The sequence below is a fragment of the Halosubterraneus shenae genome (assembly GCF_050510935.1).
GTDB lineage: Archaea > Halobacteriota > Halobacteria > Halobacteriales > Haloferacaceae > JBDGPU01.
Map to the genome: position 1 here is coordinate 31699 of NZ_JBNLVO010000002.1, position 21437 is coordinate 53135.

The window sequence follows — 21437 nt, forward strand, 5'->3', positions numbered from 1 at the left end:
TGAATCGCCGCCGATGAGTGACGACGGCTCGGCGTTCGACCCGGACGACCTCGACTTCAGCGACGACGAGCGCGTCCGCGAGATCGACGAGAGCCGATACGTCGTCTCCGCGGGGGACGGCGCCCCGAATCCGCCGTCGAGCGACGGGACGACCGACGCCGACTCGGGAGACGACGCCGACGCGACGGCGACCGCGGACGAGTCCGCGGGACCGGCGGGCAACGGCGTCCGGGCGGAGGACGTGAGCCGCTGGCTCACCGCGTCGTTCCGCGACGACGGGTTCACGTACGGGTTCGACGCGACGCTATCGGTCGGCGACGACGTCGTCCGGCACCGGATGGTCTCGAACGACGTGACCACGACCTTCGACACGCTGTTGACCTGGTTCTCGCGGAACGTGGGGGAGACGACGCCGCCCGCGGAGGTGCTCGGGATCCTGTTCGCGGCGTCGAACACGCCGGTCCAGTATCCGCCCGGCACGCTCGAACGCTACGTGGCGGACCACGGCCTCTCGCCGGACGACTCGATCGCGGACCTGCTGGAGGTCGCGGAGGCGCACGGCGGGCTCCGGATCGACGACGGGAGCGCGACCGACGACGATTCTCAGCGCTGAGAACCGCGGGCGAGCGATTAAGTGTGGCTTGCCGCCGAGTGTACCGTATGACGACACGCGTGCTCATCGCGGACGACTCGGAGTTCATGCGGAACCTGCTCCGGGAGATCCTCGAGGGCGAGTTCGAGATCGTCGGGGAGGCGGAGAACGGCGTGGAAGCCGTGGACATGTACGGCGAGTACAGCCCCGACCTGGTGATGATGGACATCGTGATGCCGATCCGTGACGGGATCGAGGCGACCGCGGAGATCACCGACGCCGACCCCAGCGCGACGGTTATCATGTGTACGAGCGTCGGCCAGGAGGCGAAGATGAAGTCCGCGATCAAGGCCGGTGCGGAGGGGTACATCACGAAGCCGTTCCAGAAGCCGAACGTCCTCGAAGCGATCAGCGCGGCGGTCTGATGCGCGTCGACGTCGGAGCCCTCGGCGCCTGCAGCCGCCTCGCGGAGCGGGGAGCCGGACAGGCCGCGAGCGCGCTCGCCGCGATGACGGGGACGGACCTCCGCGTCGAGGTGACCGGAGCGAACCTCGCCACGAGCGAGGAGCTCGCGGACTCGTTCGGCGGCACGGAGCTGATCGGCGTCCAGGTCGGCCTCCGAAACGGGCTCGACGGCGAGGCCGTCCTCGCGTTCGACGCCGCCGCCATCGACACCGTCCGCTCGCTGCTCCCGGGTGACGGGTCCGCCGACCGGAGCGCAGTCACCGAGCTCGGCAACATCGCGCTCGGCGGGTTCCTCGACGGCTGGGCGAACCACCTCGACGCCGCCATCGACATGACGCCGCCGACGTACGTGGAGGCGGACGAGGCCGCCGTCCTGCCGGACGGCGCGCAGTCGACCGAGGGGGTCTTCCTCTTCGAGAGCCGGATGGAGGCGACCACGGTCGACCTCGATTTCGCTATCTACCTGCTGCCGAACTCCGGCCCGATGCGGGACCTCCTGGTCGGTCGCGGCGCCGGTCGGACCGGTGACGGCCGGGTCGACGACGGTCGGGTCGACGACGGTCGGGTCGACGACGGTCGGGAGGACGACGGTAGCCGTGGCGGAAGCGACGGCACGGCCCCCACGACGGCGATCCCCTACGACTCGCTGTCGACGTTCGCCGCGCTCGCCGAGCGCGGCTCCGCGAACGCCGCCGACAACATCGCGACGATGACCGGGCTGGAGACGAGCGTCGACGTCAGCCGGCTCCGGTTCGTGCCGCTGGCGGACCTCCCGGCCGAGGTCGGCGAGGAGCGCCGCGCCGGCACGGTCTTCGAGCTGACGGGCCAGCCGAGCGGCTACCTCGCGATCCTCTTCGACGAGGCCTCCGCCGTCGCCGTTGCGGAGGCGATGCTGCCGATGGCGCCCGACGACCCCCTCGGCGACATGGGCGAACAGGCGTTAAAGGAGCTCGGCAACGTCATGACGAGCGGGCTCATCGACGGCTGGGCGAACGTGCTCGGCACGAGCATCGAGCACTCGCCGCCGGAGTACGTCCACGACATCGGCTCGGCGGCGATCAGCCCGCTCGTCGCCGCGCTCGGCAAGCGACAGGAGTACGGCTTCGTCATCGACGCGGTGATCGAAACGGCCGAGACCGAGGTGACCTGCGACGTGTACGCGCTGCCCGACGAGCAGGAACTCGCCGCGGTCCTCGCCAGCCTCGACGGGCAGTGACCTCCCATTCGAACGGGCCGTCGGCCCCGGGCGTCCACGGCGGTCCGGACCGCATCAAGGTCGGCGTCGCCGAACTCGCGGTGGCGACGGCGGGCGAGACGCTCACGACGAGCGGGCTCGGCTCCTGCGTCGCGGTCGCGCTCCACGACGAGCGGGCTGGCGTGCGGGGACTCCTCCACGCGATGTTGCCCGCGCAGGCGGACGGCTCGCCCGGGCGGGCACCGGTCGCCAAGTACGTCGACACCGGGATCGCCGACCTGCTCGACGCGCTCTCGGCGGCCGGCGTGACCCCCGCCCGTCTCGACGCCCGGCTGGTCGGCGGCGCGAAGCTCATCGACGTGGCCGGCGGCTCGGTCGGGCGCCGAAACGTCGAGGCGGCACAGGCCGTCCTCCGGAACCACTCCATCCCCGTCGTCGCCAGCGACGTCGGAGGCGAGACGGGACGAACGGTTCGCTTCGAGGCCGAGGGGCGGCTCCGGGTGCGGGCCGCCGACGGCTTCGAGCGCGTCCTGTAGCGCGGTCATTTTTAAGGGACCGGCCGGTTGCTATCAGTCCTGATATTCTCGGGGGTGTTCTTAAGTAACGGAAGTGGGTCACAACGCTCAATGGGTATCGAAACGCCGGTGTGGGCGGCTCCGACCGTCGAGTGGCTCGCCGCCTCGGTCGGGGTCGTTGGCGCAAGCATCCTCGATCGGTTCCTTGACGACGAGGAGGCCGAGGCGGCCGACGACGAGCTGCTGGACGACGGCGGCGGCCTCGGCGGCGGGGACCTCGACGGCGGCGACCCGCTCGGTGGCGACGACCTCGACGGCCTCGACAGCGATGACGACTTCGGCGACCTCGGGGAAATGGACGAGATGGACGGCCTCGGGGGCGACGGCGGCGCTGGCGGCGGCGCCGGCACGGACGAGCTCGAGAACCGGCTGAGCGAACTCGAGAACGAGGTTGCGACGCTGTCCTCGACGGTCTCCACGGTCCGCTCCGAGAACGAGGAGATCTCCGCCACCGTGGAGGACGTCGAGGAGGACGTCCGGAACCTCCTGGACATCTACGAGATGGTCACCCGCGGGATCAACCCGTTCGTCGACGAGACCAGCGACTTCGACGGCGACGGCGGCGACCTCGGCCTGTTCGATACGGACGACGACGGCGGCGAGGCGGACGAGGAACTCGCCGAGGACGTCGCCGGCGCCGACGCGGACGGCTTCTTCGACGAGGACGTCGTGGACGAGGCCGACAGCGCGCTGGACGAGGACCTCGGCGGCGTCGACGACGTGATGGACGAGGACGTCGGCGGTGACGACCTCGGCGACGCCGGCGGTGACGGCGCGTTCGCCGACCTCGACGACGACGACTTCGGGGACGGCGGGCTCGACGGCGAGATCGGTGTGAACGCGGGCGACGCGACCGCCACGGACGGATCGACAGCGACCGACGCGGCAACTACGGAGACCGACATGAACGACGAGGGCAAGAGCTTCGACGAACTGAAAGCAGAGTACGAGTCGGGGGACGCCGACTGGGCGGACGAGGATGCCTCGGCGGACGACGGCGATGCCGCGGCCGGCGACGCGTCGGCCGAGGCCGCGTCCGACGACGCTCGCGGGACGGCCCCGCTCGACGACGACCCGTTCGGCAACGGGACCGAGTCGGTGTCCGAGGACGACCTCGCCGACGAGCCCGTCGGCGGCGACCCCGCCCAGCACGGCGCACCCGAGGACGCCCGCGGCCAGCGGGAACCGGAGCCCGACCCCGCTCGCGGCCGACAGGCCGATCCCGTCCCCGAGTCGGAACCGGCCCGGGAACCCGACCGCGGGGACTCGCGGGAGCGGCGGGACGCACGCGGCCAGGACCGCCGGACCGGGCGGGAGCTGGACCGCCGCGACGAGCGCGAGCAGGGTGGCTTCGAGTTCGTCGGGGCCGGCGACCTGGCCACCCAGCACCAGCAGCCGTACCTCTCGACGCTGCCCGGCGATTACGTCGGCGACCTCGTCGTGATGGAGTGGCTCGAGTACCTCGTCTCGAACGCCGACGTCACGGACGCGGCCCGCGCGGTCAACTACTACGAGCGGATCGAGTGGGTGTCGCCGGAGGTCGCCGAGCGGCTTCGCGCGTTCCTCTCGGGGTTCGGCACCGTCGACCGCAACCTCGTCGACAAGCCCGGCACGTCGACGCTGGGCCGGGAGCACCACACGACGAGTCTGCGCTACATCACGCAGCTGAACGGGACGACGGCCCACTCCATCCTGCTCGACCGCTGGGACGAGCTGGCGGAGGGGTCGATGCTCGGCGCGGCGGGACCGGGCGACGGCGTCCCCGGCGGCGGCGTCCCCCCTGGCGACGGCGCCCCCGCCAGCGACGCGTCGCGGGCGGATGGCTCTCGCCAGGGCGGTAACCCGTCGCGCGGCGCGCCGCGAGGCAACGAGACCGGGACCAACGATGCTGGCGGCAACGGTGCCGGGACCAGTGGTGCCGGTGGCAACGGCGCCGGCAGCAACGGCGCCGGCGGGGGGTGGATCGATGGGAATTAGCGTGTCGGCGTCGACCGCGATCATCCTCGCCGGCGCCTTCATCGCGTTCGGCGCGCTCACGCCCGTGGTCTCGAACGGCTTCGACCGCGTCTCTTCGGCCGGCGACGCGGTCCACGACCGCGCGCTCGACCGGCAGAACACGGGCGTCGACCTCGCGAACGCCACCTACAGCGACGGCACGCTCACGGTCGAGGCAAACAACACCGGGTCGACGTCGCTGTCCGTGCCCGAGACGGTGTTGCTCGCGGACAACGAGTTCGTACCGCTCGCGAGCAACGACACCGCCGTCGACGGCAACGGCGCGACGGAGCTGTGGCTGCCCGGCGAGACCGTGCGGATCACGGTCGACGTCGACCAGCCGAACCGGGTCACGCTCACGACGGAGTACGGCGTGACGGTAAGCGACGACGTGGTGGTGGTGTAGATGGCGAGCGTCTCCATCTCGCACCTCATCCTCTTCATCGCCAGCCTCACCATCGCCGCCGGCGTCGTCGGCACGATGACGTCGGGGGTCGAGCGCGTGAACGCCGCCGTCGAGGCCGGCAGCATCGACGCGTCGGACCAGATCCGCACGGACGTCACGGTCATCTCCGACGCCGGGAGCCCCGTGTACAACAGCACCGAGGGGAACCTGACGCTGCTGGTGAAAAACACCGGGACTGAACGGTTACCACCCGACGGAACGAACCTCGAAGTTCTGGTGGACGGCCAGTTCATCCAGCCGGCCAGCGTGCACACGACCCTGCTCACCGGCACCGGCGACTCCTGGGCCGGCGGCGACGTGATGAAACTCGAGATCGAGGTCGACTCCCTCGGCACCGGGGACCATCGGGCGAAGCTCACGATCAACAGCAAGGAGGCGGTCTTCCGGTTCAGAATCAGCTAATGCCACGAGACAATCTACTGTCGCTCGGCCTGGGCGGTCACGACCGACTGAACAAGGAGCTCGGCGGCGGGATCCCGCGCGGCAGCATCGTGCTGATCGAGGGCGACTACGGCGCCGGGAAGTCGGCGATGACCCAGCGGTTCAGCTACGGGCTCGTCGACGAGGGCGCCACCTGCACCGTCCTCTCGACGGAGCTGACGGTCCGCGGGTTCATCGACCAGATGCACTCGCTGTCGTACGACGTGGTCAAGCCGATCCTCAACGAGGAGCTGCTGTTCCTCCACGCCAACTTCGACTCCGGCGGGGCGTTCTCCGAGGAGGGTGGCGACCGCAAGGAGCTGCTCCGGCGGCTGATGGACGCGGAGGTGATGTGGGAGCCGGACGTCGTCTTCCTCGACACCTTCGACTCGATCCTCCGGAACGACCCCACCTTCGAGTCGCTCATCCGGCAGAACGAGGAGCGACAGGCCGCCCTGGAGATCATCTCCTTCTTCCGGGACATCATCTCGCAGGGGAAGGTCATCGTGCTCACCATCGACCCCTCCACCGTCGCCGAGGAGGCCATCGGCCCCTTCCGGGCCATCGCGGACGTGTTCCTCCAGCTGGAGATGATCGAGGTCGGCAACGAGGTGCGCCGCCAGATCAGCGTCAAGCGGTTCGCGGGGATGGGCGAACAGGTCGGGGACAGCATCGGGTTCTCGGTCCGGTCGGGAACCGGGATCGTCATCGAGAGCCGGAGCGTGGCCTGACGTGTCGACGAGGGCCTCTCCGTTCTCGCCTCCGCCCGTCATCTTGAAACCTATCTGACAGTGGGTTTAATGAATGGCCACACGTTGACTACCGAACGACCTCTCGGGATCTAATAACGACTGCCGATGACCGAACACGGAACTGCCCAGCCGTCCGACGAGCTCCGCCGGGCTGCGATGCGGCGTCCGCACCTCCGTGAGCACCTGCGAAAGTTCAAGCAGATCACCGGCGAGTATCCGCAGTTCATCGAGGAGGCCAAAGAGGAGTACGAGTCGGACCGCCCGAACGTGCTCTATCCGGTCGGCGGCCCCATCTACTGTCACGTGTACGGCGACCTCGGCCAGGAGATGAAGTACTACGCCATCGAGCCGACCCTTTCCGGTTCGGAGGTCGCCGCGCTGGAGACGGTGAAGGACAAGCTGTTGACCGTCAGCGGCCACCACGCCGCCCCGGACTCCGAATCCGAGTACGACGACCTCATCGAGGAGCTCTTGGAGGAGGTCACCCACGTCGAGGAACGCGGCTCCGGGCGGTTCGGCTCGGTGCGGAAGGCGCTCAACTGGGGGAAGATCTCGGTGACGGAGGAGACGTACGAGAACATCCGGTACCGGCTGAACCGCGACATCGTCGGGTTCGGGCCGCTGGAGCCGGTGATGCGCGACCCCGCCAACGAGGACATCCACGTCATCGGCCCCCACGAGTGTCACGTCGACCACGGCGTCTTCGGGATGATGGAGACGACGGTGGACTTCGGCAACCCCGAGGAGTTCGACAGCTGGCTGCGCAACATGGGCGAGCGCATGGGCGACCCGGTCTCCGACTCGGACCCCATCGTCGACTCGACGCTGCCGGACGGCTCGCGTGTCAACATCATCTACTCCGACGACGTCTCCGTCAAGGGGTCGTCGCTGACGATCCGACAGGGCGACGAGACGCCGCTGTCGATCAACCAGATCACCAACTGGGGGACGCTCTCCCCGCAGCTGGCGGCGTACCTCTGGCTCTGCCTGGAGAACGAGCAGACGGTGTTCGTCGTCGGCGAGACGGCCTCGGGGAAGACGACGACGCTGAACGCGATCCTCTCGTACATCCCGCGCGACTCGAAGATCTACACCGCGGAGGACACCGCGGAGGTCATCCCGCCGCACAACACCTGGCAGCAGCTCCTCACCCGCGAGGGCGGCGGCGAGGGCTCCTCCGACGTCGACATGTTCGACCTCGTCGCCGCCGCGCTCCGCTCCCGCCCGGACTACATCATCGTCGGCGAGGTGCGTGGCGCGGAGGGCCGGATGGCGTTCCAGGCCGCCCAGACGGGTCACCCCGTCATGCTCACCTTCCACGCTTCCGACATCGTCTCGATGATCCAGCGGTTCACCTCGGACCCGATTAACGTCCCCGAGACGTTCATGGACAACGCCGACGTCGCGCTGTTCCAGAACCGGGTCAAGCAGGGCGACGAGGTGTTACGCCGCGTCACGAGCGTCCAGGAGATCGAGGGCTACTCCAAGGAGATGGACGGGGTGATCACCCGCGAGGTGTTCTCGTGGGACCCCGTCGAGGACGAGATCGTCTTCCAGGGGATGAACAACTCCTACGTCCTCGAAGAGCAGATCGCGACGCTGCTCGGCTACGACGACACCCGCGACATCTACGACGACCTCGACTTCCGCGCCCAGCTCATCGAACGGATGATCCAGGAGGGGATCCTCGGCTACCACGAGGTCAACGAGGCGATCGACGCCTTCCAGCGCGACGGCGTCGAGGGGCTCCCCTTCGACATGCACCGGAACGTGTAACATGTCGGTCAAGGGCGCCAGTTCGGGGATCGCGAACGCGTTACAGTTCACGACGGACTTGCTGGAGTCGTACGAGCAGCTCGACATCAGCAAGCGGCAGTACGTCGGCTACGTGCTGGCCCCCTCCCTGCTCGTGCTCGCGATCACCTTCGCCGGCGCGCTCTTCCTGTCCTTGCCGCTCTCGGTGCGGATCCCGATGCCCTTCTTCGGGGGGCTCGTGTTCCTCGCGGCGCTTTTATACCCGAAGCTGTACGTCAACAGCCGGCGGACGGCGATCGAGAACCAGCTGCACCTCGTGATGACCCACATGACGGTGCTGTCGACGACGAACATCGACCGGATGGAGGTGTTCCGGACGCTCGCGCGCGAGGAGGAGTACGGCGCCGCCGCCGAGGAGATCGCCCAGATCGTCCACCTCGTCGACACCTGGAACCGGAGCCTCGACGACGCGTGTCGCCGGCAGGCGAAGGAGGTCCCCTCCGACGCGATGGCCGACTTCTTCGACCGGCTCGGCTACACCATCGCCGCCGGCCAGGAGCTGGAGGTGTTCCTCCTGTCGGAGCTGGACGTGATGCTGACCAACTACGAGACGCTGTACGAGTCCTCCCTCGAGAACATCGAGGTGATGAAGGACCTGTACATGTCGATGATCCTCTCGATGACGTTCGCGCTGGTGTTCGCCATCGTCCTCCCGATCCTGACGGGGACGAACCCGACCCACACCGTCGCGGGCGTCATCGTCCTGTTCGCGATCGTCCAGACGGGCTTTTACTTCGTCATCCGGTCGATGGCGCCCCACGACCCGGTCTGGTATCACCCGGAGGACGGGGCCCCCGGCGACCGGAAGCTCTACACGGCGCTCGGCCTGGGTGGCGCCGGGACGCTGCTGCTCACCGTCTTCACCGGGGCGGGGATGTTCGGGATCGGCCCGGGGTTGCCGGCGCTGTTCCCGTTCCTCGACAGCTTCAAGCTCCCGCTGTACCTCTGTGTCCCGCTCACGCCGCTCTTTTTCACCGGCGTCGTGCTCCGGAGCGAGGAGAAGCGGATCACCGCCCGCGACGAGTCGTTCCCCCCGTTTATCCGGGCGCTCGGGGCGACCGAGAGCGCGAAGCAGTCGACCACGTCGAAGGTGCTCGAAACGCTCCGCAAGAAGGACTTCGGCGCGTTGACGCCGTCGGTCCAGCGGCTCTACCGCCGGCTCAACATGCGCCTGTCCCCCGAGGGCGCGTGGCGGTCCTTCTCCGTCGACACGCGCTCGTACCTGATCCAGAAGTTCTCCGAGATGTACCTGGTCGGCCGGCGGATGGGCGGCGACCCGAAGCAGCTCGGCGAGCTCATCTCGAAGAACATGAACGCCGTCAACCAGCTCCGCGAGCAGCGCCGGCAGTCCGCGGTGACGCTGATCGGCCTGCTGTACGGGATCACCGCGGCGTCGTCGTTCGCCTTCTTCATCGGGCTGCAGGTCGTCAACGTCCTCGCGGACATCTCGGCGGACCTGTCGGTCGAGAACATGGACTTCGGCCAGATCATCTACGCCGGCGTCTACGACATCCCGCTGATCAAGTACCTGCTGCTGCTCGTCATCGTCTACAACGCGCTGCTGTCGTCGATGATGATCCGCGCCATCGACGGCGGGAACCCGGCGAACGGCTTCATCCACTTCGTCTCGCTGACGTGGCTGGGCTGTCTGACGGCCATCGCGACGAGCTACCTCGTCACCAACCTCCTCGCGGTGTAGTCGCCGGGGCCGCGGCTCAGGACCCCTGCCCGCTGCCGGCACGCGTGTCGTCCGACTCCCAGGCGACGTCGACCGGGAACCGGAGCGTCGCCACGGTGCCGCGCGGCTCGCGGTCCGCGAACGACACGTCGCCGCCGACGGACGCCGCCGCCCAGTGGACGATCCACAGCCCGAGCCCGGAGCCGTGCTCTAGGGCCGTCTCCCGCCCGGCTTCGATGGCCTCGATCTCGTGTTCCGGGACGCCAGGACCGTCGTCCGCGACGGTGACGACGACCTCGCTGGGTTCGATGGCGCCCTCCTCACGGTCGCCGCCGGCGTCGCGCTCGCGTGCGGCATCCGTCTCGTCGGCACCGGCACCCTCGCAGTCGACGGTCACGTGGACCCAGGGCGCGCCGTCCGGGCGCTCCGTCCCCTCGCCGTCGTGGTGTTCGAGCGCGTTCTCGACGAGGTTCTCGATGGCAGCTGCCAGCGTGCCCTCGGGGAACTCGCCCGTGACGTCCCGCTCGACGTCGACGACGACCTCGCCGTCCGGATACGCCTCGCGGAGGTCGTCGACGATCCGGCGGGTGAGCGCCGCGGTCGAGAGGGTGCGGAGCGGCTCGCCCTCCAGCAGCGTCTCGACCGTCCGGGCCTTCTCGCCGAGGTCCGCGAGCGCGGCGGAGCGGCGCTCGATGGCGTCGGCCATGCGCTGCGGCTCGCCCTCGAGGGTGTCGACGAGGATCTCCGCGTAGCCGTGGACGACGCCCATGTCGTTGCGGAGGTTGTGCCGGAGCACGCGGTTGAGCACCTCCAGCTGCTGGCGACGCCGTTCGCGCTCGGTCACGTCGTGGAAGACGACCGTTCGACCGATCGGGCGGTCGTGCTGGTCCGTGACCGGTTGCGTGGACACCTCGAACGTGCGCCGGCCGCTCGCGGTGGCCAGCTCGTGCAGCGTCGGCTCCGTGCCGAGGTCGACGTCGCCCGCGACCGCGGTGAGCTGCTGCCCCTGGGCCTCGCCCGCAGTCGTGTCGAACGTCTCCTCCGCCGTCCGGTTGAGCTCTAGGACGCGCTCGTCGTCGTCGACGATGGCGACGACGACGCCGACGTCGTCGATGGCGGCCTGCCGCCCGAGGGTCCGCGTGGCCGGCACCAGCCCGAGCAGGTCGAAGCGGAACAGCGCGTAGCCGAAGGTGACCCCCGTCACCGCGAGCGCGAGCGGCGTCGCGTTGACCGCGGGATAGGGGCCGGCCTGGAACGTGTACGCGACGTGGGTGATGGTCGGGAGGATCGACCCGACGGCGAGCGCGACGGCCTGGTCGCGGTAGAGCGTGCCGTGCTCGATGAACATGGCCGCGATGAGGACGATGCCGGTCCCGATAAGCAGGTAGCCGTACAGCGAGTGGACGTAGAACCAGGGCTGTGGGTCGAAGCGGACCGTCGCGGCCCCGAACGTCTCGACGATCCGGTAGTTCGCCCACAGCAGCGAGTGCGCCGTCGACGTCGCGACGAGCCCGAGCGTAATGGCCGGGACGACCAGGAGCGCGGCGACGAGCTTTCGTGAGACGTACTCCCCACGGCCCGTATACGCCAGCGCGAACAGGAGCCACGCTGGCGCGACGATCGCCTGGGCGATCTCGATGGGGATCTCGAAGAGCAGCCGGAGCCCCGGGTCGAACGTGACCAGTGCGGCTGCGTAGGAGAGCCCCCAGATCGCGTTCCCGATCATCATCCACGCGAACGGGACGGCGCCGGGTTCGGAGCGCTTCCGGTAGGCGGCCGCCGCGAGCGCGATCGAGGTTCCGCCCGCGAGCAGCGAGCCGAACACGAGCGGCCACCCCGTCGGGAGCATTACACTATCACCTGCAGGCCCACGGCGATAAAACGCCCCCTCGCGTCCGTCGCGGGTGGACAGCAGCGCTGGCTGAGGGGTTCGCCGCGCCCCCGCGGCTCATCGATGGCGGTCGATCACGCGCTTGGCGGCCTGCGCCTTCTCCTTCCAGCCGTAGCCGGAGTCGTAGACGTGGCGCTTCTGCTCGACGAGCGCCTCCGGGGAGGGCTCCTCGAAGCCGCCGCGGTCCCACGCGCCGGAGGTGTACAGCCAGTCGACGACGTTCTCCTTCGTCTCCGCCCACGAGAGCCCGACCATCTCGTACCAGGCGATCATCGCGAAGACGGCGTTGTCGTGACAGCCCGGCACGGAGCCGTGCTCGTAGATGGTCCGCATCGGGTCGCGAGTCGGCTCGGAGACGAGCTCCTTGAACTCCGCGGCCGTCAGCAGCCGGAGCGTGTCGTCGCCGTCGTCGCGGACGACCCGCTGTTCGCGTTCCAGGGTCCCCAGCGCGGCCTTGTGGAGGCCCGACCAGTCGGCCGGGATGGCGTCGCGCAGGAGGGCCTCGGTCATCCCGTCCGGCTCGGCCGTGAGCACGGAGAGGAGGTCCGTGTACGCCTTCTCGATCGTCGGCCAGTCGACCCCCTCGAAGTCGCAATCGGCCTCGTGCAGGCTGTTCGTGGTGTGGCAGCCCGGACAGGGGTAGTGGAACGTCGGCACTGGTACTGTGTGAGATACGGGCGCTGTTAGGGTTTTCGTCCTGTGCGACGCCGGCGAGTTCGACCCCTCCATCAGGCTTACGTACCGCTGCTGGGATCCGGGGACGTGACACGCGAGTACGACAAGCTGGTCCGGGACGGGATCCCCGGCATCATCGAGGCCGACGGAGAGACGCCGGTGGTTCACACCGCGAGCGGCGACGAGTACGAACGGCGCCTCGGGGAGAAACTGGCCGAGGAAGTCGCGGAGTACCGCGAGTCCGGGGACGTCGAGGAGCTGGCGGACGTGCTGGAGGTCGTCCACGCGCTCCGCGAACAGCACGGCGTCTCAGGTGAGGAGTTACAGGAGATCCGTGAGCGGAAAGCCGACGACCGCGGTCGATTCGACGACGGCGTCGTTCTGGAGCGGGTGCTGGAGTAAGGGTCTGGTTTTCTTTTTAAGTAATTAAACGTTGCATGCGTTGCTACACTGAACCCGGACAGCGGGAAATCCCTCGGCCGTTCTCCGTTAAAGAGGGTTTTTTGGCCAGGTGATACGGCCTTGCCCTCGACAGCACCGCAAACACCCAGAAAGCCCTCGGCCGCTCGCGGTCGCTGAGCAGGATATCTGGACCTCTCCGCACCGCCCGGTCCAGATAGTGCCTGCCTCAGCGACTCTCCTTCGGCGCGACCGGCCATCGCCCTTTCAGTCCGCCAGGACAGCACCCCACCGCATCCGCGACAGCACAGCAACCGCAATTCCTCAGTCCTCCCCAGCCTCGGCCGGGGCGCGCCGGCACCGCACCGCCGCGGCGCGCCCCGCCCTCCCTCGCACGCGTTGCTCGCGCGCGCCGACCGCCCCGCACCGCCCGCCAGCCAGCCGGCGCGCGTCGTCGGCGACCCAACCGCCGCCGGCGACACCCCGGCCACCACTCGTGGGCGGGACTGAAAGGGGCAGCCGCTGAGCGGGAAGCCCTGCGAAGTAAGCACCGAGCCAGCGAACGAGCGGAGCGAGTGAGCTGGCGAGGCGCACAGCGAGCAGCGCGACCGGTCAGCGGCTGGGGCTTTCTGGGCATGCTGAGTGGTGTCGCAGACGACGCCAGCCGACCTCGTTTATAAGCGATACCGGTCAGCGACTGGGGCTTTCCGGGTATGCTGAGTGGTGTCGCAAGCGACGACGACCGTTCCTGTTTATAAGCACGAACGCTCGACTGCTGGTTGCTTATAAACGAACCAACTGCCAGCAGCCGCGTCGACGCCCGGTCCCTCGAACGATCACCCCGATCAGTACGAAAACGGTTTCCCGTCGCCCGCCGTGGGACACTCCATGCGCATCGCCGTGCCCAACAAGGGCCGCCTGCACGAACCGACGCTCGACCTGCTCGAACGGGCCGGCCTCCACGTCGAGGAGACGGCCGAACGCCAGCTGTACGCCGACACCGTCGACCCGGACGTCTCGATCCTGTACGCGCGCGCGGCGGACATCCCGGAGTACGTCCGCGACGGCGCCGCGGACCTGGGAGTAACGGGCCTCGACCAGGCGTCCGAATCCGGCGGCGTCGTCGAGAGCGCGGACCTGGCCGACGACGGCGACCTCGTCGACCTGCTGAACCTCGGCTACGGCAACTGCCGACTCGTCCTCGCGGCGCCCGAGGCGGGCGACATCACCGACGTCGCGGACCTCGCGGGCAAGACCGTCGCGACCGAGTTCCCGAACGTGACGCGGAACTACTTCGACTCGGTCGGCGTCGACCCCGAGATCGTCACGGTCACCGGCGCGACGGAGCTGACCCCGCACGTCGACATGGCCGACGCCATCGTCGACATCACCTCGACCGGGACGACGCTGCAGGTCAACCGGCTGGCCGTCATCGACGAGGTGCTCGCCTCCTCCGTACGCCTGTTCGCGCGCCCGGACGTCGCCGCGGACGCGAAGGTCCAGGAGGTCCGGACCGCCTTCCAGTCCGTCATCGACGCCGAGGGCAAACGCTACCTGATGCTGAACGCGCCGAAGGATCGCCTTGACGAGGTCAAAGACGTCATCCCCGGGCTCGGCGGCCCGACCGTGATGGACGTCGAGGAGACCGAAGAAGGCGAGGAGACCGTCGCCGTCCACGTCGTCGTCGACGAGGCGGAGGTCTTCTCGACGATCACGGACTTAAAAGACGTCGGCGCGAGCGGCATCCTCGTCACCGAGATCGAGCGGCTCGTCGAGTAGCTACGCGTCGTCGACGGTCGCCGTTTCCGCTCCCGCGTCGCCCGCGGCCGCTTGCTCCGGATCCACGTCCGTCACCAGCTCCGGCGCCGTCACGCGCGGGTGGATCCCGACCGAGCCCGTGCGCCACCACACCCAGCCGACGGTCGCGCCGCAGCCGACGACGATGGCGGCCAGCCCGAGGACCCCGGCCTCCGGGCCGAACGAGCCGCCGGTCAGCAGTTTCGGGCCCGTCGGCTCCGTCTCGAGGACCGTCGCGGGCAGCGAGAGCCCGCTGACGCCGAACCCGAAGACGGCGCCCTGAAAGAGGTTCCAGGTGACGTGGACGCCGATCGGGATCGCCAGCTCGCCCGTGAGCACGTAGCCGAGCGCGAGGAACACCCCCGCGAGCGAGATGATCCCCGTCGACAGCGTCGTCGCGCCGGGGTTCACGGCGTGGGCGACGCCGAACACGCCGGCCGAGACAGCGACGGCGACGGCGACCGCGATCGTCTCGCCGGCGAACCGGAGCCCCTCGGCGAGGTTCGTGAGCAGCCAGCCCCGGGCGACGAGCTCCTCGTAGATCCCGACCGAGAGGAAGAGCACGAGCACGCTCGCGAAGCCGACCGCGAACGAGCCGTCGCTCACGAACGCGGCCGTCACCCGGAACCAGCCCGCGAGCCAGCCGACGCCGAAGACCGCCGCCTGGAGGCCGGCGCCCAGGGCGAGCCCGAACGCGCAGTCGACCCACCAGTCGCGGTCCAGCCGCAGGCCGAAGTCCCGGAGCCGGCGCCGGTCGAGGAACCGCCCGCACGGGACGAGCACGATGGCAGTGACCACGAGCCCGGACAGCCCGATCCGGACGATCGCCGCGTACGCCCCGGCCTCGCTGCCACCGATCCCGACGACCCGGACGGCCGTCGCGAGCGCGACGCTCACGAACACGAAGACGACGCCGGTCAGGAGGAGCCGAACCGGCATCCGGGGGCGGCGTTCGTCGCTGGCCCAGACGGTGCGGCGAAACGCTCCGAGCGGATCCATACCGGCACTGCGCCCGTGGTATATTTAAAAACCAGCGCGCCGTCCCGGGAGTAGTCGTCGTGATCCGCCGACTATCCGGGTCGACTCGCGAGCAGGATCATGACGCCGCTGATGACGATCCCGAGCAGCACGGAGACGACGAAGTGGATGAGCGTGATGTACGCTGCCTGCCGGGCCTCCTGATCGTAGGCCCAGCGGATGCCGAGCCAGTCGACGAGGAGCGCGAGCGGTAACAGGAGCGCTGCGGAGAGCCCAGCGCGAACGCCGAAGACGGTGACGGCCGCGGGGAGCGGGCCGACCGCGACTGCGACCGACGGGTCCACGTCGCCGAGGACGTTGCGCGCGGCGAGGTGGGCCGTCACGGAGAGAAACACCGCGAAGAGCAGCAACGTCCCCAGAAGCGCCAGCGGGGTCGTACCCGTTTGCAGGAACATGGACTACTCTACGGTGGGGTGAATAAAAGAAACCGCGTTCGGGACCCGGCCGACTCCGGAGATCGGCTCCGGCGCAGGCGGTCAGGCGTGCAGCCCGAGCTCCTCGAGTCGCTCGACGATCTCGGCGACGGCCTCCTTCGCGTCGGAGGGATCCTTCCCGCCCGTGATGACGACCTTCCCGGATCCGAAGAGGAGGGCGACGACGTCGGGGTCGTCCAGGCGATAGACGAGCCCGGGGAACTGCTCCGGCTCGTACTCGATGTGCTCGAGCCCGAGCCCGATGGCGATGGCGTTGAGGTTGAGGCTCTCCCCGAGGTCCGCGGAGGTGACGATGTTCTGGACCTCGATCTCGGGGTCGTCCTCGATCGGGATCTGGAGCTCCCGGAGCTTCTCGAAGACGATGTGGAGGCTCTCGTGGACGGCGTCGGTCGACTTCGCGCCGGTACAGACGATCTTCCCCGACCGGAAGATCAGGGCCGCCGACTTCGGCTCCTCGGTCCGGTAGACGAGGCCGGGGAACTGCTCCGGGTCGTAATCCGCGCCTTCCAGGTCCATCGCCACGCTCTGGAGGTCCAGCTCCTGGCCGATCCCCGTCGAGGCGACGACGTTCTCGATGTTGATGGTCTCTGTCGGATCGGGCATTCTCGTTTTAAGTGATGGATTTAAGGATTAAAAAGGTTAGTTAGTCGAGGCTCCAACTGGGCCCGGTTTCTGGGCCCAGCTCAGGCGCCGACATCGACACCGACACCGCTACGCCACCGCCGACGCCGCCGACGCCGCCGACGCCACCCACGCCGACGGTCGCGGAACCGCTATCCTCTTGCCGACGCCGGGCGGAATGCCGGGCGTGTACTGGCTCGAACTCGCCGGCGAGGAGGACGCCTTCGCGGCCTACGAGGCGGCGACCGCCGCGGCCGGCGTCGAACTGATCGCGCCGGGGATCGCCCGCGCGGGCCACGCCGGCGACGGCGTCCGGCGGCTCGCGTACACCCGCGCGGCCCACGAGGCGGTCGGGCGAACTGACGCCGACCTCGACGCCGCGGTCGCGCTCCTCGAGGCCGCCGGCATCGACCGCGAGGGCTCCGTCGCGGTCCGCGCCCGCAACGTCCGGGCCACCACGGAGGTCTCCACGAGCGCCGCGGAGCGCGAACTGGGCGGCGTCCTCGTCGACCGCGGCTTCGAGGTCGACCTCGACGACCCCGACCACGTCCTCCGCGCGCTGTTCGCGGCCGGCGACCGCCCCGCCCACGACGCCGTCGCCGGCGCCGACGGCGAGGCGGGAAGCGTCTGCGCGCTCGGCTGGGTCGACACGGAAGCCGCCCGCGACTTCTCGCCGAAGCCGACCGAGCGCTCCTTCTTCCAGCCGGGCAGTATGGCGCCCATCGACGCCCGCGCGTACGTCAACGTCGCCGGCGCCGCACCCGATCGAACCCTGCTCGACCCGATGTGCGGGACGGGCGGGCTGCTCGTCGAGGGCGGGCGCGTCGGCGCCGACCTGCTCGGCACGGACGCCCAGCGGAAGATGGTCCGCGGGACCCGGGAGAACCTGCGGGCGCACGGGTACGCGGACGACGGTGAGAACGGAGATTCCCCCGCCTTCGAGGTCGCCCGCGGCGACGCCACCGCGCTCCCCCTCCGCGACGACGCGGTCGACGCCGTCGCTTTCGACGCACCGTACGGCCGCCAGTCGAAGGTCGCCCGGCACGAGCTCGCCGACCTCGTCGAGGGCGCGCTTTCGGAGGCCGCTCGCGTCGCGCCGCGCGCGGTCATCGTCGCCGACCGCGACTGGCGCGGGCCAGCGCGAGCCGCCGGCTGGCGGGTCGACGCCCGGTTCGAGCGCCGCGTGCATCGGTCGCTGACGCGGCACGTGCTCGCGCTGCGTCGGGAGTAGCGCTCGACGACCGGAACTGAAACTCGCGTCGGCGACGGCATCGGGCCGGACGCGGCCGCGGTGCTGTCGGCGTTTTTCGCCACACAGGAGCGACGTGATAGTGAAAACGCTCGTGGGCTTTCCCGGGGTCTCGGTCCCCCTTCGGACAAGTTTCACTTTCACCCGGGATCCGGGGAATGGTTAAGTGGCCGGCGTGTGGTTATCGACGTGATGAGCGGGGACCCCGACGGCGACATGCTCTCGTGGGACGAGTCCGTCTTCCGCGACGAGCACGTCTTCGAGATCGACCACGTCCCGGAGACGTTCAAACACCGCGAGAGCCAGCTCGAGAGCCTGAAGTACGCGCTCCGGCCGGCCGTCCGCGGGTCCCGCCCCCTGAACACGATGGTCCGCGGGCCGCCGGGGACCGGGAAGACGACCGCCGCGCAGAAGCTGTTCACCGAGCTGCGCGCACAGACCGACGTGCGCACGGTCCGCGTCAACTGCCAGGTCGACTCGACGCGCTACGCCGTCTTCTCGCGGCTGTTCGAGGGGCTGTTCGACTACGAGCCCCCCTCCTCCGGCATCTCCTTCAAGAAGCTGTTCGGCCAGATCACCGACCGGCTCGTCGAGGAGGAGGAGGTGCTCGTCGTCGCGCTCGACGACGTCAACTACCTGTTCTACGAGAACGAGGCCTCCGACACGCTCTACTCGCTGCTGCGCGCCCACGAGGCGCAGGGCGGCGCGAAGATCGGCGTCATCGTCGTCTCCTCGGACCTCTCGCTGGACGTCATCGACGAGCTCGACTCCCGGGTGCAGTCGGTGTTCCGCCCCGAGGAGGTGTACTTCCCCGTCTACGACGTCGACGAGATCTACGACATCCTCCGGGAGCGCGCCAAGCGCGGGTTCCACGACGGCGTCATCGACGACGCGGAGCTGGAACGCGTCGCCGACCTGACCGCCGAGAGCGGCGACCTCCGCGTCGGCATCGACCTCCTGCGCCGTGCGGGGCTCAACGCCGAGATGCGCGCCTCCCGGTCGATCGCCGAGGAGGACGTCGAGTCCGCCTACGAGAAGTCGAAGTTCGTCCACCTCTCGCGCTCGCTCCGCGGGCTCTCCGACTCCGAGCGCGCGCTCGTCGAGGTGCTGGCCGAACACGACGGCGAGCAGGCCGGGACCGTCTACGAGGCGTTCCACGAGACGACCGACCTCGGCTACACGCGCTACTCCGAGATCATCAACAAGCTCGACCAGCTCGGCATCATCGAGGCCGAGTACGCCGAGGTGGAGGGGCGCGGGCGCTCCCGCGAGCTCTCGCTCGCGTACGACTCCGAGGCCGTGCTCGACCGGCTGCAGTAACGTCGCCGGCGTCGCCGACGCCGTTGCGGCCGCCGCTGACGCGCCCGCGACGCGCTTCTCAGAACTCCTCGACGTGCGGCCGCAGGTCCAGCTCCAGCGTCCAGGCCGACCGCTCCTGCTCGACGAGGTGCCAGTAGCTCTCCGCGATCGCGTCGGGGTCGAGGTACTCCTCGGTCTCGGGCGCCCCGCCCTCGGCCCCCTCCTCGCGCAGCTCCGGCGGGAGGATCTGCCCGTCGATGACGACGTGGGCGACGTGGATCCCCTCCGGGCCGAGCTCCCGCGCGAGCGACTCGGCCATGCCGCGGACGCCGAACTTCGCCGCGGAGAAGGCGAGCGCCCCCTCGCGCCCGCGTAGCGCGGACGTCGCGCCGGTGAAGATGACGGTCCCGCCACCAGCCTCGCGCATGTCGTCGACGACCGCGCGCGTACAGCAGAACCCGCCGCGGACGCCGACCGCGTGGGCGTGGTCGAGTTCGTCGACGGTCAGGTCGTCGATCCCCTTCCAGGCGCCGCCGCTGGCGTGGTTGACGAGAATTTCGACCGGCCCGAGCTCGTCGCGGACCGTCTCGACCGCGGTCACGACGTCGTCCGGGTCCGTGAGGTCGCAGTCGACCCCGACCGCCGCGGTCGGGAGGTCGGCCGCGAGCTCCGCGACGTACGATTCCGTGCGCGCGAGCAGGCCGACCTGGCAGCCCTCGGCCGCGAACTTCCGCGCGAGCGACTCGCCGAGCCCGGGGCCGACCCCGGCGATGAGTGCGGTCTGTGGCATGGACGGAGGGTCGGGCGCCGGCGACAAAGGTGTGTCCACGGCGCTCACCTCGAAGGCGGACCTCACCACCCCCGCCGCCAGCGACGGTAAGGGCTTTGTCGCCCCCGCGCGACGCCCCGGACATGAAGACGAGCGGCGGCACGACGGCACAGAAGCGCCGCGCGGGCGAGGCGGCCGCGGCGCTGGTCGAGGACAGGATGGTCGTCGGTCTCGGGACCGGGTCGACCGCGGCCCACGCCATCCGCGCCATCGGCGAGCGCGTCGCCGACGGCCTCGACGTGCGCGGGGTTCCGACCTCCTTCGATACCCGGCGGCGCGCCCGCGAGGCGGGGATCCCCCTCGCGGCCCTCGACGAGGTCGTCGGGCCCGACGCGCCCGGCATCGACCTCGCCATCGACGGCGCGGACCAGGTCGCGGACGGCCAGCTGATAAAGGGGGGCGGCGCGGCCCACTGCCGCGAGAAGATCGTCGACAGCGCGGCCGACCGGTTCGTCGTCGTCGCCGATCCCTCGAAGGAGGTTCCGACGCTCGAACACCCGGTCCCGGTTGCGGTCCACCCGGACGCCTGGACCGTCGTGAGCGAGGCGGTCCGCGCCGCGGGCGGCGAGCCGGCTCTCCGCGAGGCGTCCGCGAAGGACGGCCCCGTCGTCACCGACAACGGGAACCTCGTGCTCGACTGCGACTTCGGCGACATCGCGGAGCCGGCGTCGCTGGCGACGACGCTCTCGAGGACGGCGGGCGTCGTGGAGCACGGGCTGTTCGTCGACCTCGCGGACGCGGTGTACGTCGGTACCGACGACGGCGTGCGGCGGACGGAGCTGTAACTGCCCCTGTGGCTGTCGCTCGGCGGTCGGTGCCCGGTAAGAAGATATTGGAAGACGCTACCCGGTTTAGAGGTCGCGCGGCTGGACCGTCTTGCGGTCGTTTGCTTCCGCGCGGCGGGCGGCGTCCTCGAGCAGCTCATCAACTTCCTCGTCGAGCGCGTCGTAGAAGTCCGAAGCGACGTTCTTGTCGTCCAGCGCTTCCTTGACGGCTGCCTTGACAATGAGGTCTGCCATGCAACCGGCCATTTCAATCCGCCCTTAATAAGAGTTCCTGAATTCGACGGGTAGGGCCCGGCTGCGGGCCGTTCACAGGGGGTCCGACGGGTCATTCCTTATAAGTCTTCTGGGGTTACCGCGCCCCCGAACGCCGATCGGCCGGGGGTGAACGATATTTCACGAGTAAATACCGGAAACTTTGGCCCCGTCCTGCGGTTCGCCGGCGTCGTGCGCGGCGGCCTCGACGTCGC

The 21437-nt window shown here is 69.6% G+C and carries 22 protein-coding genes; 15 read left to right on the forward strand and 7 right to left on the reverse strand.

Annotation, left to right across the window (positions count from 1 at the left end; translation table 11 throughout):
• Positions 1 to 13: 13 nt before the first annotated feature.
• From ACQE3M_RS03405 to flaJ, 10 genes are all read left to right on the forward strand, one after another.
• Positions 14 to 613: a DUF7500 family protein gene (locus ACQE3M_RS03405; RefSeq protein ID WP_430504071.1), complete on the forward strand. Its 600-nt coding sequence runs from the start codon at positions 14 to 16 to the stop codon at positions 611 to 613.
• A 47-nt stretch (positions 614 to 660) separates the two neighbouring features.
• Positions 661 to 1017, forward strand: a complete 357-nt coding sequence (gene cheY, locus ACQE3M_RS03410) for a chemotaxis protein CheY (RefSeq protein ID WP_430504072.1) — start codon at positions 661 to 663, stop codon at positions 1015 to 1017.
• Positions 1017 to 2273, forward strand: coding sequence for a chemotaxis protein CheC (locus ACQE3M_RS03415; RefSeq protein ID WP_430504073.1), 1257 nt, complete (start codon positions 1017 to 1019; stop codon positions 2271 to 2273). The genes cheY and ACQE3M_RS03415 overlap by 1 nt, the downstream gene beginning before the upstream one ends.
• A complete protein-coding gene (locus tag ACQE3M_RS03420; protein WP_430504074.1) occupies positions 2270 to 2788 on the forward strand; it encodes a chemotaxis protein CheD in 519 nt (172 codons plus the stop codon). The genes ACQE3M_RS03415 and ACQE3M_RS03420 overlap by 4 nt, the downstream gene beginning before the upstream one ends.
• A 90-nt stretch (positions 2789 to 2878) precedes the next feature.
• A complete protein-coding gene (locus tag ACQE3M_RS03425) occupies positions 2879 to 4804 on the forward strand; it encodes a FlaD/FlaE family flagellar protein (protein WP_430504075.1) in 1926 nt (641 codons plus the stop codon).
• The gene (gene arlF, locus ACQE3M_RS03430) at positions 4794 to 5228 is read left to right on the forward strand and encodes an archaellum stator protein ArlF (protein ID WP_430504077.1); all 435 of its coding nucleotides are present in this window, start codon (positions 4794 to 4796) and stop codon (positions 5226 to 5228) included. The genes ACQE3M_RS03425 and arlF overlap by 11 nt, the downstream gene beginning before the upstream one ends.
• A complete protein-coding gene (gene arlG, locus ACQE3M_RS03435) occupies positions 5229 to 5690 on the forward strand; it encodes an archaellum stator protein ArlG (protein WP_430504078.1) in 462 nt (153 codons plus the stop codon).
• Entirely contained in the window at positions 5690 to 6439 is a 750-nt protein-coding gene (gene arlH, locus ACQE3M_RS03440; RefSeq protein WP_430504079.1) for an archaellum protein ArlH, read from the forward strand. Before arlG ends, arlH begins: the two co-directional genes overlap by 1 nt.
• A 126-nt stretch (positions 6440 to 6565) precedes the next feature.
• Positions 6566 to 8236 (forward strand): type II/IV secretion system ATPase subunit, encoded by a 1671-nt coding sequence (locus ACQE3M_RS03445; protein WP_430504080.1) that lies wholly within the window; start codon positions 6566 to 6568, stop codon positions 8234 to 8236.
• A 1-nt stretch (position 8237) separates the two neighbouring features.
• Positions 8238 to 9974: an archaellar assembly protein FlaJ gene (flaJ, locus tag ACQE3M_RS03450; RefSeq protein WP_430504081.1), complete on the forward strand. Its 1737-nt coding sequence runs from the start codon at positions 8238 to 8240 to the stop codon at positions 9972 to 9974.
• A 16-nt stretch (positions 9975 to 9990) separates the two neighbouring features.
• Here flaJ and ACQE3M_RS03455 read toward each other — a convergent pair whose 3' ends face one another.
• The gene (locus ACQE3M_RS03455) at positions 9991 to 11802 is read right to left on the reverse strand and encodes a histidine kinase N-terminal 7TM domain-containing protein (RefSeq protein ID WP_430504082.1); all 1812 of its coding nucleotides are present in this window, start codon (positions 11800 to 11802) and stop codon (positions 9991 to 9993) included.
• Positions 11803 to 11901: 99 nt separating this feature from the next.
• The gene (locus ACQE3M_RS03460) at positions 11902 to 12501 is read right to left on the reverse strand and encodes a DUF7474 family protein (RefSeq protein WP_430504083.1); all 600 of its coding nucleotides are present in this window, start codon (positions 12499 to 12501) and stop codon (positions 11902 to 11904) included.
• Between the two features lie 105 nt (positions 12502 to 12606).
• On the opposite strand from ACQE3M_RS03460, the gene ACQE3M_RS03465 reads away from it, so the two are divergent.
• Together ACQE3M_RS03465 and hisG are read left to right on the forward strand one after the other, a co-directional pair.
• Entirely contained in the window at positions 12607 to 12921 is a 315-nt protein-coding gene (locus ACQE3M_RS03465; protein ID WP_430504084.1) for a nucleoside triphosphate pyrophosphohydrolase, read from the forward strand.
• Positions 12922 to 13806: 885 nt separating this feature from the next.
• Positions 13807 to 14697 carry an ATP phosphoribosyltransferase gene (gene hisG, locus ACQE3M_RS03470; protein ID WP_430504085.1) on the forward strand — a complete coding sequence of 297 codons (891 nt, stop codon included), beginning with the start codon at positions 13807 to 13809 and terminating at the stop codon, positions 14695 to 14697.
• Here the strand turns inward: hisG and ACQE3M_RS03475 are convergent, their stop codons facing one another.
• From ACQE3M_RS03475 to ACQE3M_RS03485, 3 genes are all read right to left on the reverse strand, one after another.
• Positions 14698 to 15714, reverse strand: a complete 1017-nt coding sequence (locus tag ACQE3M_RS03475) for a CPBP family intramembrane glutamic endopeptidase (RefSeq protein WP_430504086.1) — start codon at positions 15712 to 15714, stop codon at positions 14698 to 14700.
• Positions 15715 to 15785: 71 nt separating this feature from the next.
• Positions 15786 to 16148 (reverse strand): DUF7473 family protein, encoded by a 363-nt coding sequence (locus tag ACQE3M_RS03480; RefSeq protein ID WP_430504087.1) that lies wholly within the window; start codon positions 16146 to 16148, stop codon positions 15786 to 15788.
• A gap of 81 nt (positions 16149 to 16229) precedes the next feature.
• Positions 16230 to 16790 carry a TATA-box-binding protein gene (locus tag ACQE3M_RS03485; protein WP_430504088.1) on the reverse strand — a complete coding sequence of 187 codons (561 nt, stop codon included), beginning with the start codon at positions 16788 to 16790 and terminating at the stop codon, positions 16230 to 16232.
• A 205-nt stretch (positions 16791 to 16995) separates the two neighbouring features.
• Here ACQE3M_RS03485 and ACQE3M_RS03490 point away from each other — a divergent pair, with 205 nt between their 5' ends.
• Positions 16996 to 18039, forward strand: coding sequence for a methyltransferase domain-containing protein (locus tag ACQE3M_RS03490; protein WP_430504089.1), 1044 nt, complete (start codon positions 16996 to 16998; stop codon positions 18037 to 18039).
• Between the two features lie 210 nt (positions 18040 to 18249).
• Positions 18250 to 19377 (forward strand): ORC1-type DNA replication protein, encoded by a 1128-nt coding sequence (locus tag ACQE3M_RS03495; RefSeq protein WP_430504090.1) that lies wholly within the window; start codon positions 18250 to 18252, stop codon positions 19375 to 19377.
• Between the two features lie 58 nt (positions 19378 to 19435).
• On the opposite strand, the gene ACQE3M_RS03500 is transcribed toward ACQE3M_RS03495, so the two are convergent.
• Positions 19436 to 20146, reverse strand: a complete 711-nt coding sequence (locus ACQE3M_RS03500) for an SDR family NAD(P)-dependent oxidoreductase (protein ID WP_430504091.1) — start codon at positions 20144 to 20146, stop codon at positions 19436 to 19438.
• A 122-nt stretch (positions 20147 to 20268) separates the two neighbouring features.
• Between ACQE3M_RS03500 and rpiA the strand changes: the two genes are divergently transcribed.
• Positions 20269 to 20970 carry a ribose-5-phosphate isomerase RpiA gene (gene rpiA / locus ACQE3M_RS03505; RefSeq protein WP_430504092.1) on the forward strand — a complete coding sequence of 234 codons (702 nt, stop codon included), beginning with the start codon at positions 20269 to 20271 and terminating at the stop codon, positions 20968 to 20970.
• A gap of 66 nt (positions 20971 to 21036) precedes the next feature.
• Here rpiA and ACQE3M_RS03510 read toward each other — a convergent pair whose 3' ends face one another.
• Complete coding sequence (locus ACQE3M_RS03510; protein WP_004267503.1) at positions 21037 to 21204, reverse strand: DUF1931 family protein; 168 nt, start codon at positions 21202 to 21204, stop codon at positions 21037 to 21039.
• Positions 21205 to 21437: the final 233 nt, after the last annotated feature.

Bases quoted from the DNA above. Each gene is read 5' to 3' on its own strand.
- ACQE3M_RS03405 (WP_430504071.1), top strand. From the start codon at position 14: ATGAGTGACGACGGCTCGGCGTTCGACCCGGACGACCTCGACTTCAGC.
- cheY (WP_430504072.1), top strand. From the start codon at position 661: ATGACGACACGCGTGCTCATCGCGGACGACTCGGAGTTCATGCGGAAC.
- ACQE3M_RS03415 (WP_430504073.1), top strand. From the start codon at position 1,017: ATGCGCGTCGACGTCGGAGCCCTCGGCGCCTGCAGCCGCCTCGCGGAG.
- ACQE3M_RS03425 (WP_430504075.1), top strand. From the start codon at position 2,879: ATGGGTATCGAAACGCCGGTGTGGGCGGCTCCGACCGTCGAGTGGCTC.
- arlF (WP_430504077.1), top strand. From the start codon at position 4,794: ATGGGAATTAGCGTGTCGGCGTCGACCGCGATCATCCTCGCCGGCGCC.
- arlG (WP_430504078.1), top strand. From the start codon at position 5,229: ATGGCGAGCGTCTCCATCTCGCACCTCATCCTCTTCATCGCCAGCCTC.
- arlH (WP_430504079.1), top strand. From the start codon at position 5,690: ATGCCACGAGACAATCTACTGTCGCTCGGCCTGGGCGGTCACGACCGA.
- ACQE3M_RS03445 (WP_430504080.1), top strand. From the start codon at position 6,566: ATGACCGAACACGGAACTGCCCAGCCGTCCGACGAGCTCCGCCGGGCT.
- flaJ (WP_430504081.1), top strand. From the start codon at position 8,238: ATGTCGGTCAAGGGCGCCAGTTCGGGGATCGCGAACGCGTTACAGTTC.
- ACQE3M_RS03455 (WP_430504082.1), bottom strand. From the start codon at position 11,802: ATGCTCCCGACGGGGTGGCCGCTCGTGTTCGGCTCGCTGCTCGCGGGC.
- hisG (WP_430504085.1), top strand. From the start codon at position 13,807: ATGCGCATCGCCGTGCCCAACAAGGGCCGCCTGCACGAACCGACGCTC.
- ACQE3M_RS03475 (WP_430504086.1), bottom strand. From the start codon at position 15,714: ATGGATCCGCTCGGAGCGTTTCGCCGCACCGTCTGGGCCAGCGACGAA.
- ACQE3M_RS03480 (WP_430504087.1), bottom strand. From the start codon at position 16,148: ATGTTCCTGCAAACGGGTACGACCCCGCTGGCGCTTCTGGGGACGTTG.
- ACQE3M_RS03485 (WP_430504088.1), bottom strand. From the start codon at position 16,790: ATGCCCGATCCGACAGAGACCATCAACATCGAGAACGTCGTCGCCTCG.
- ACQE3M_RS03495 (WP_430504090.1), top strand. From the start codon at position 18,250: ATGAGCGGGGACCCCGACGGCGACATGCTCTCGTGGGACGAGTCCGTC.
- ACQE3M_RS03500 (WP_430504091.1), bottom strand. From the start codon at position 20,146: ATGCCACAGACCGCACTCATCGCCGGGGTCGGCCCCGGGCTCGGCGAG.
- rpiA (WP_430504092.1), top strand. From the start codon at position 20,269: ATGAAGACGAGCGGCGGCACGACGGCACAGAAGCGCCGCGCGGGCGAG.
- ACQE3M_RS03510 (WP_004267503.1), bottom strand. From the start codon at position 21,204: ATGGCAGACCTCATTGTCAAGGCAGCCGTCAAGGAAGCGCTGGACGAC.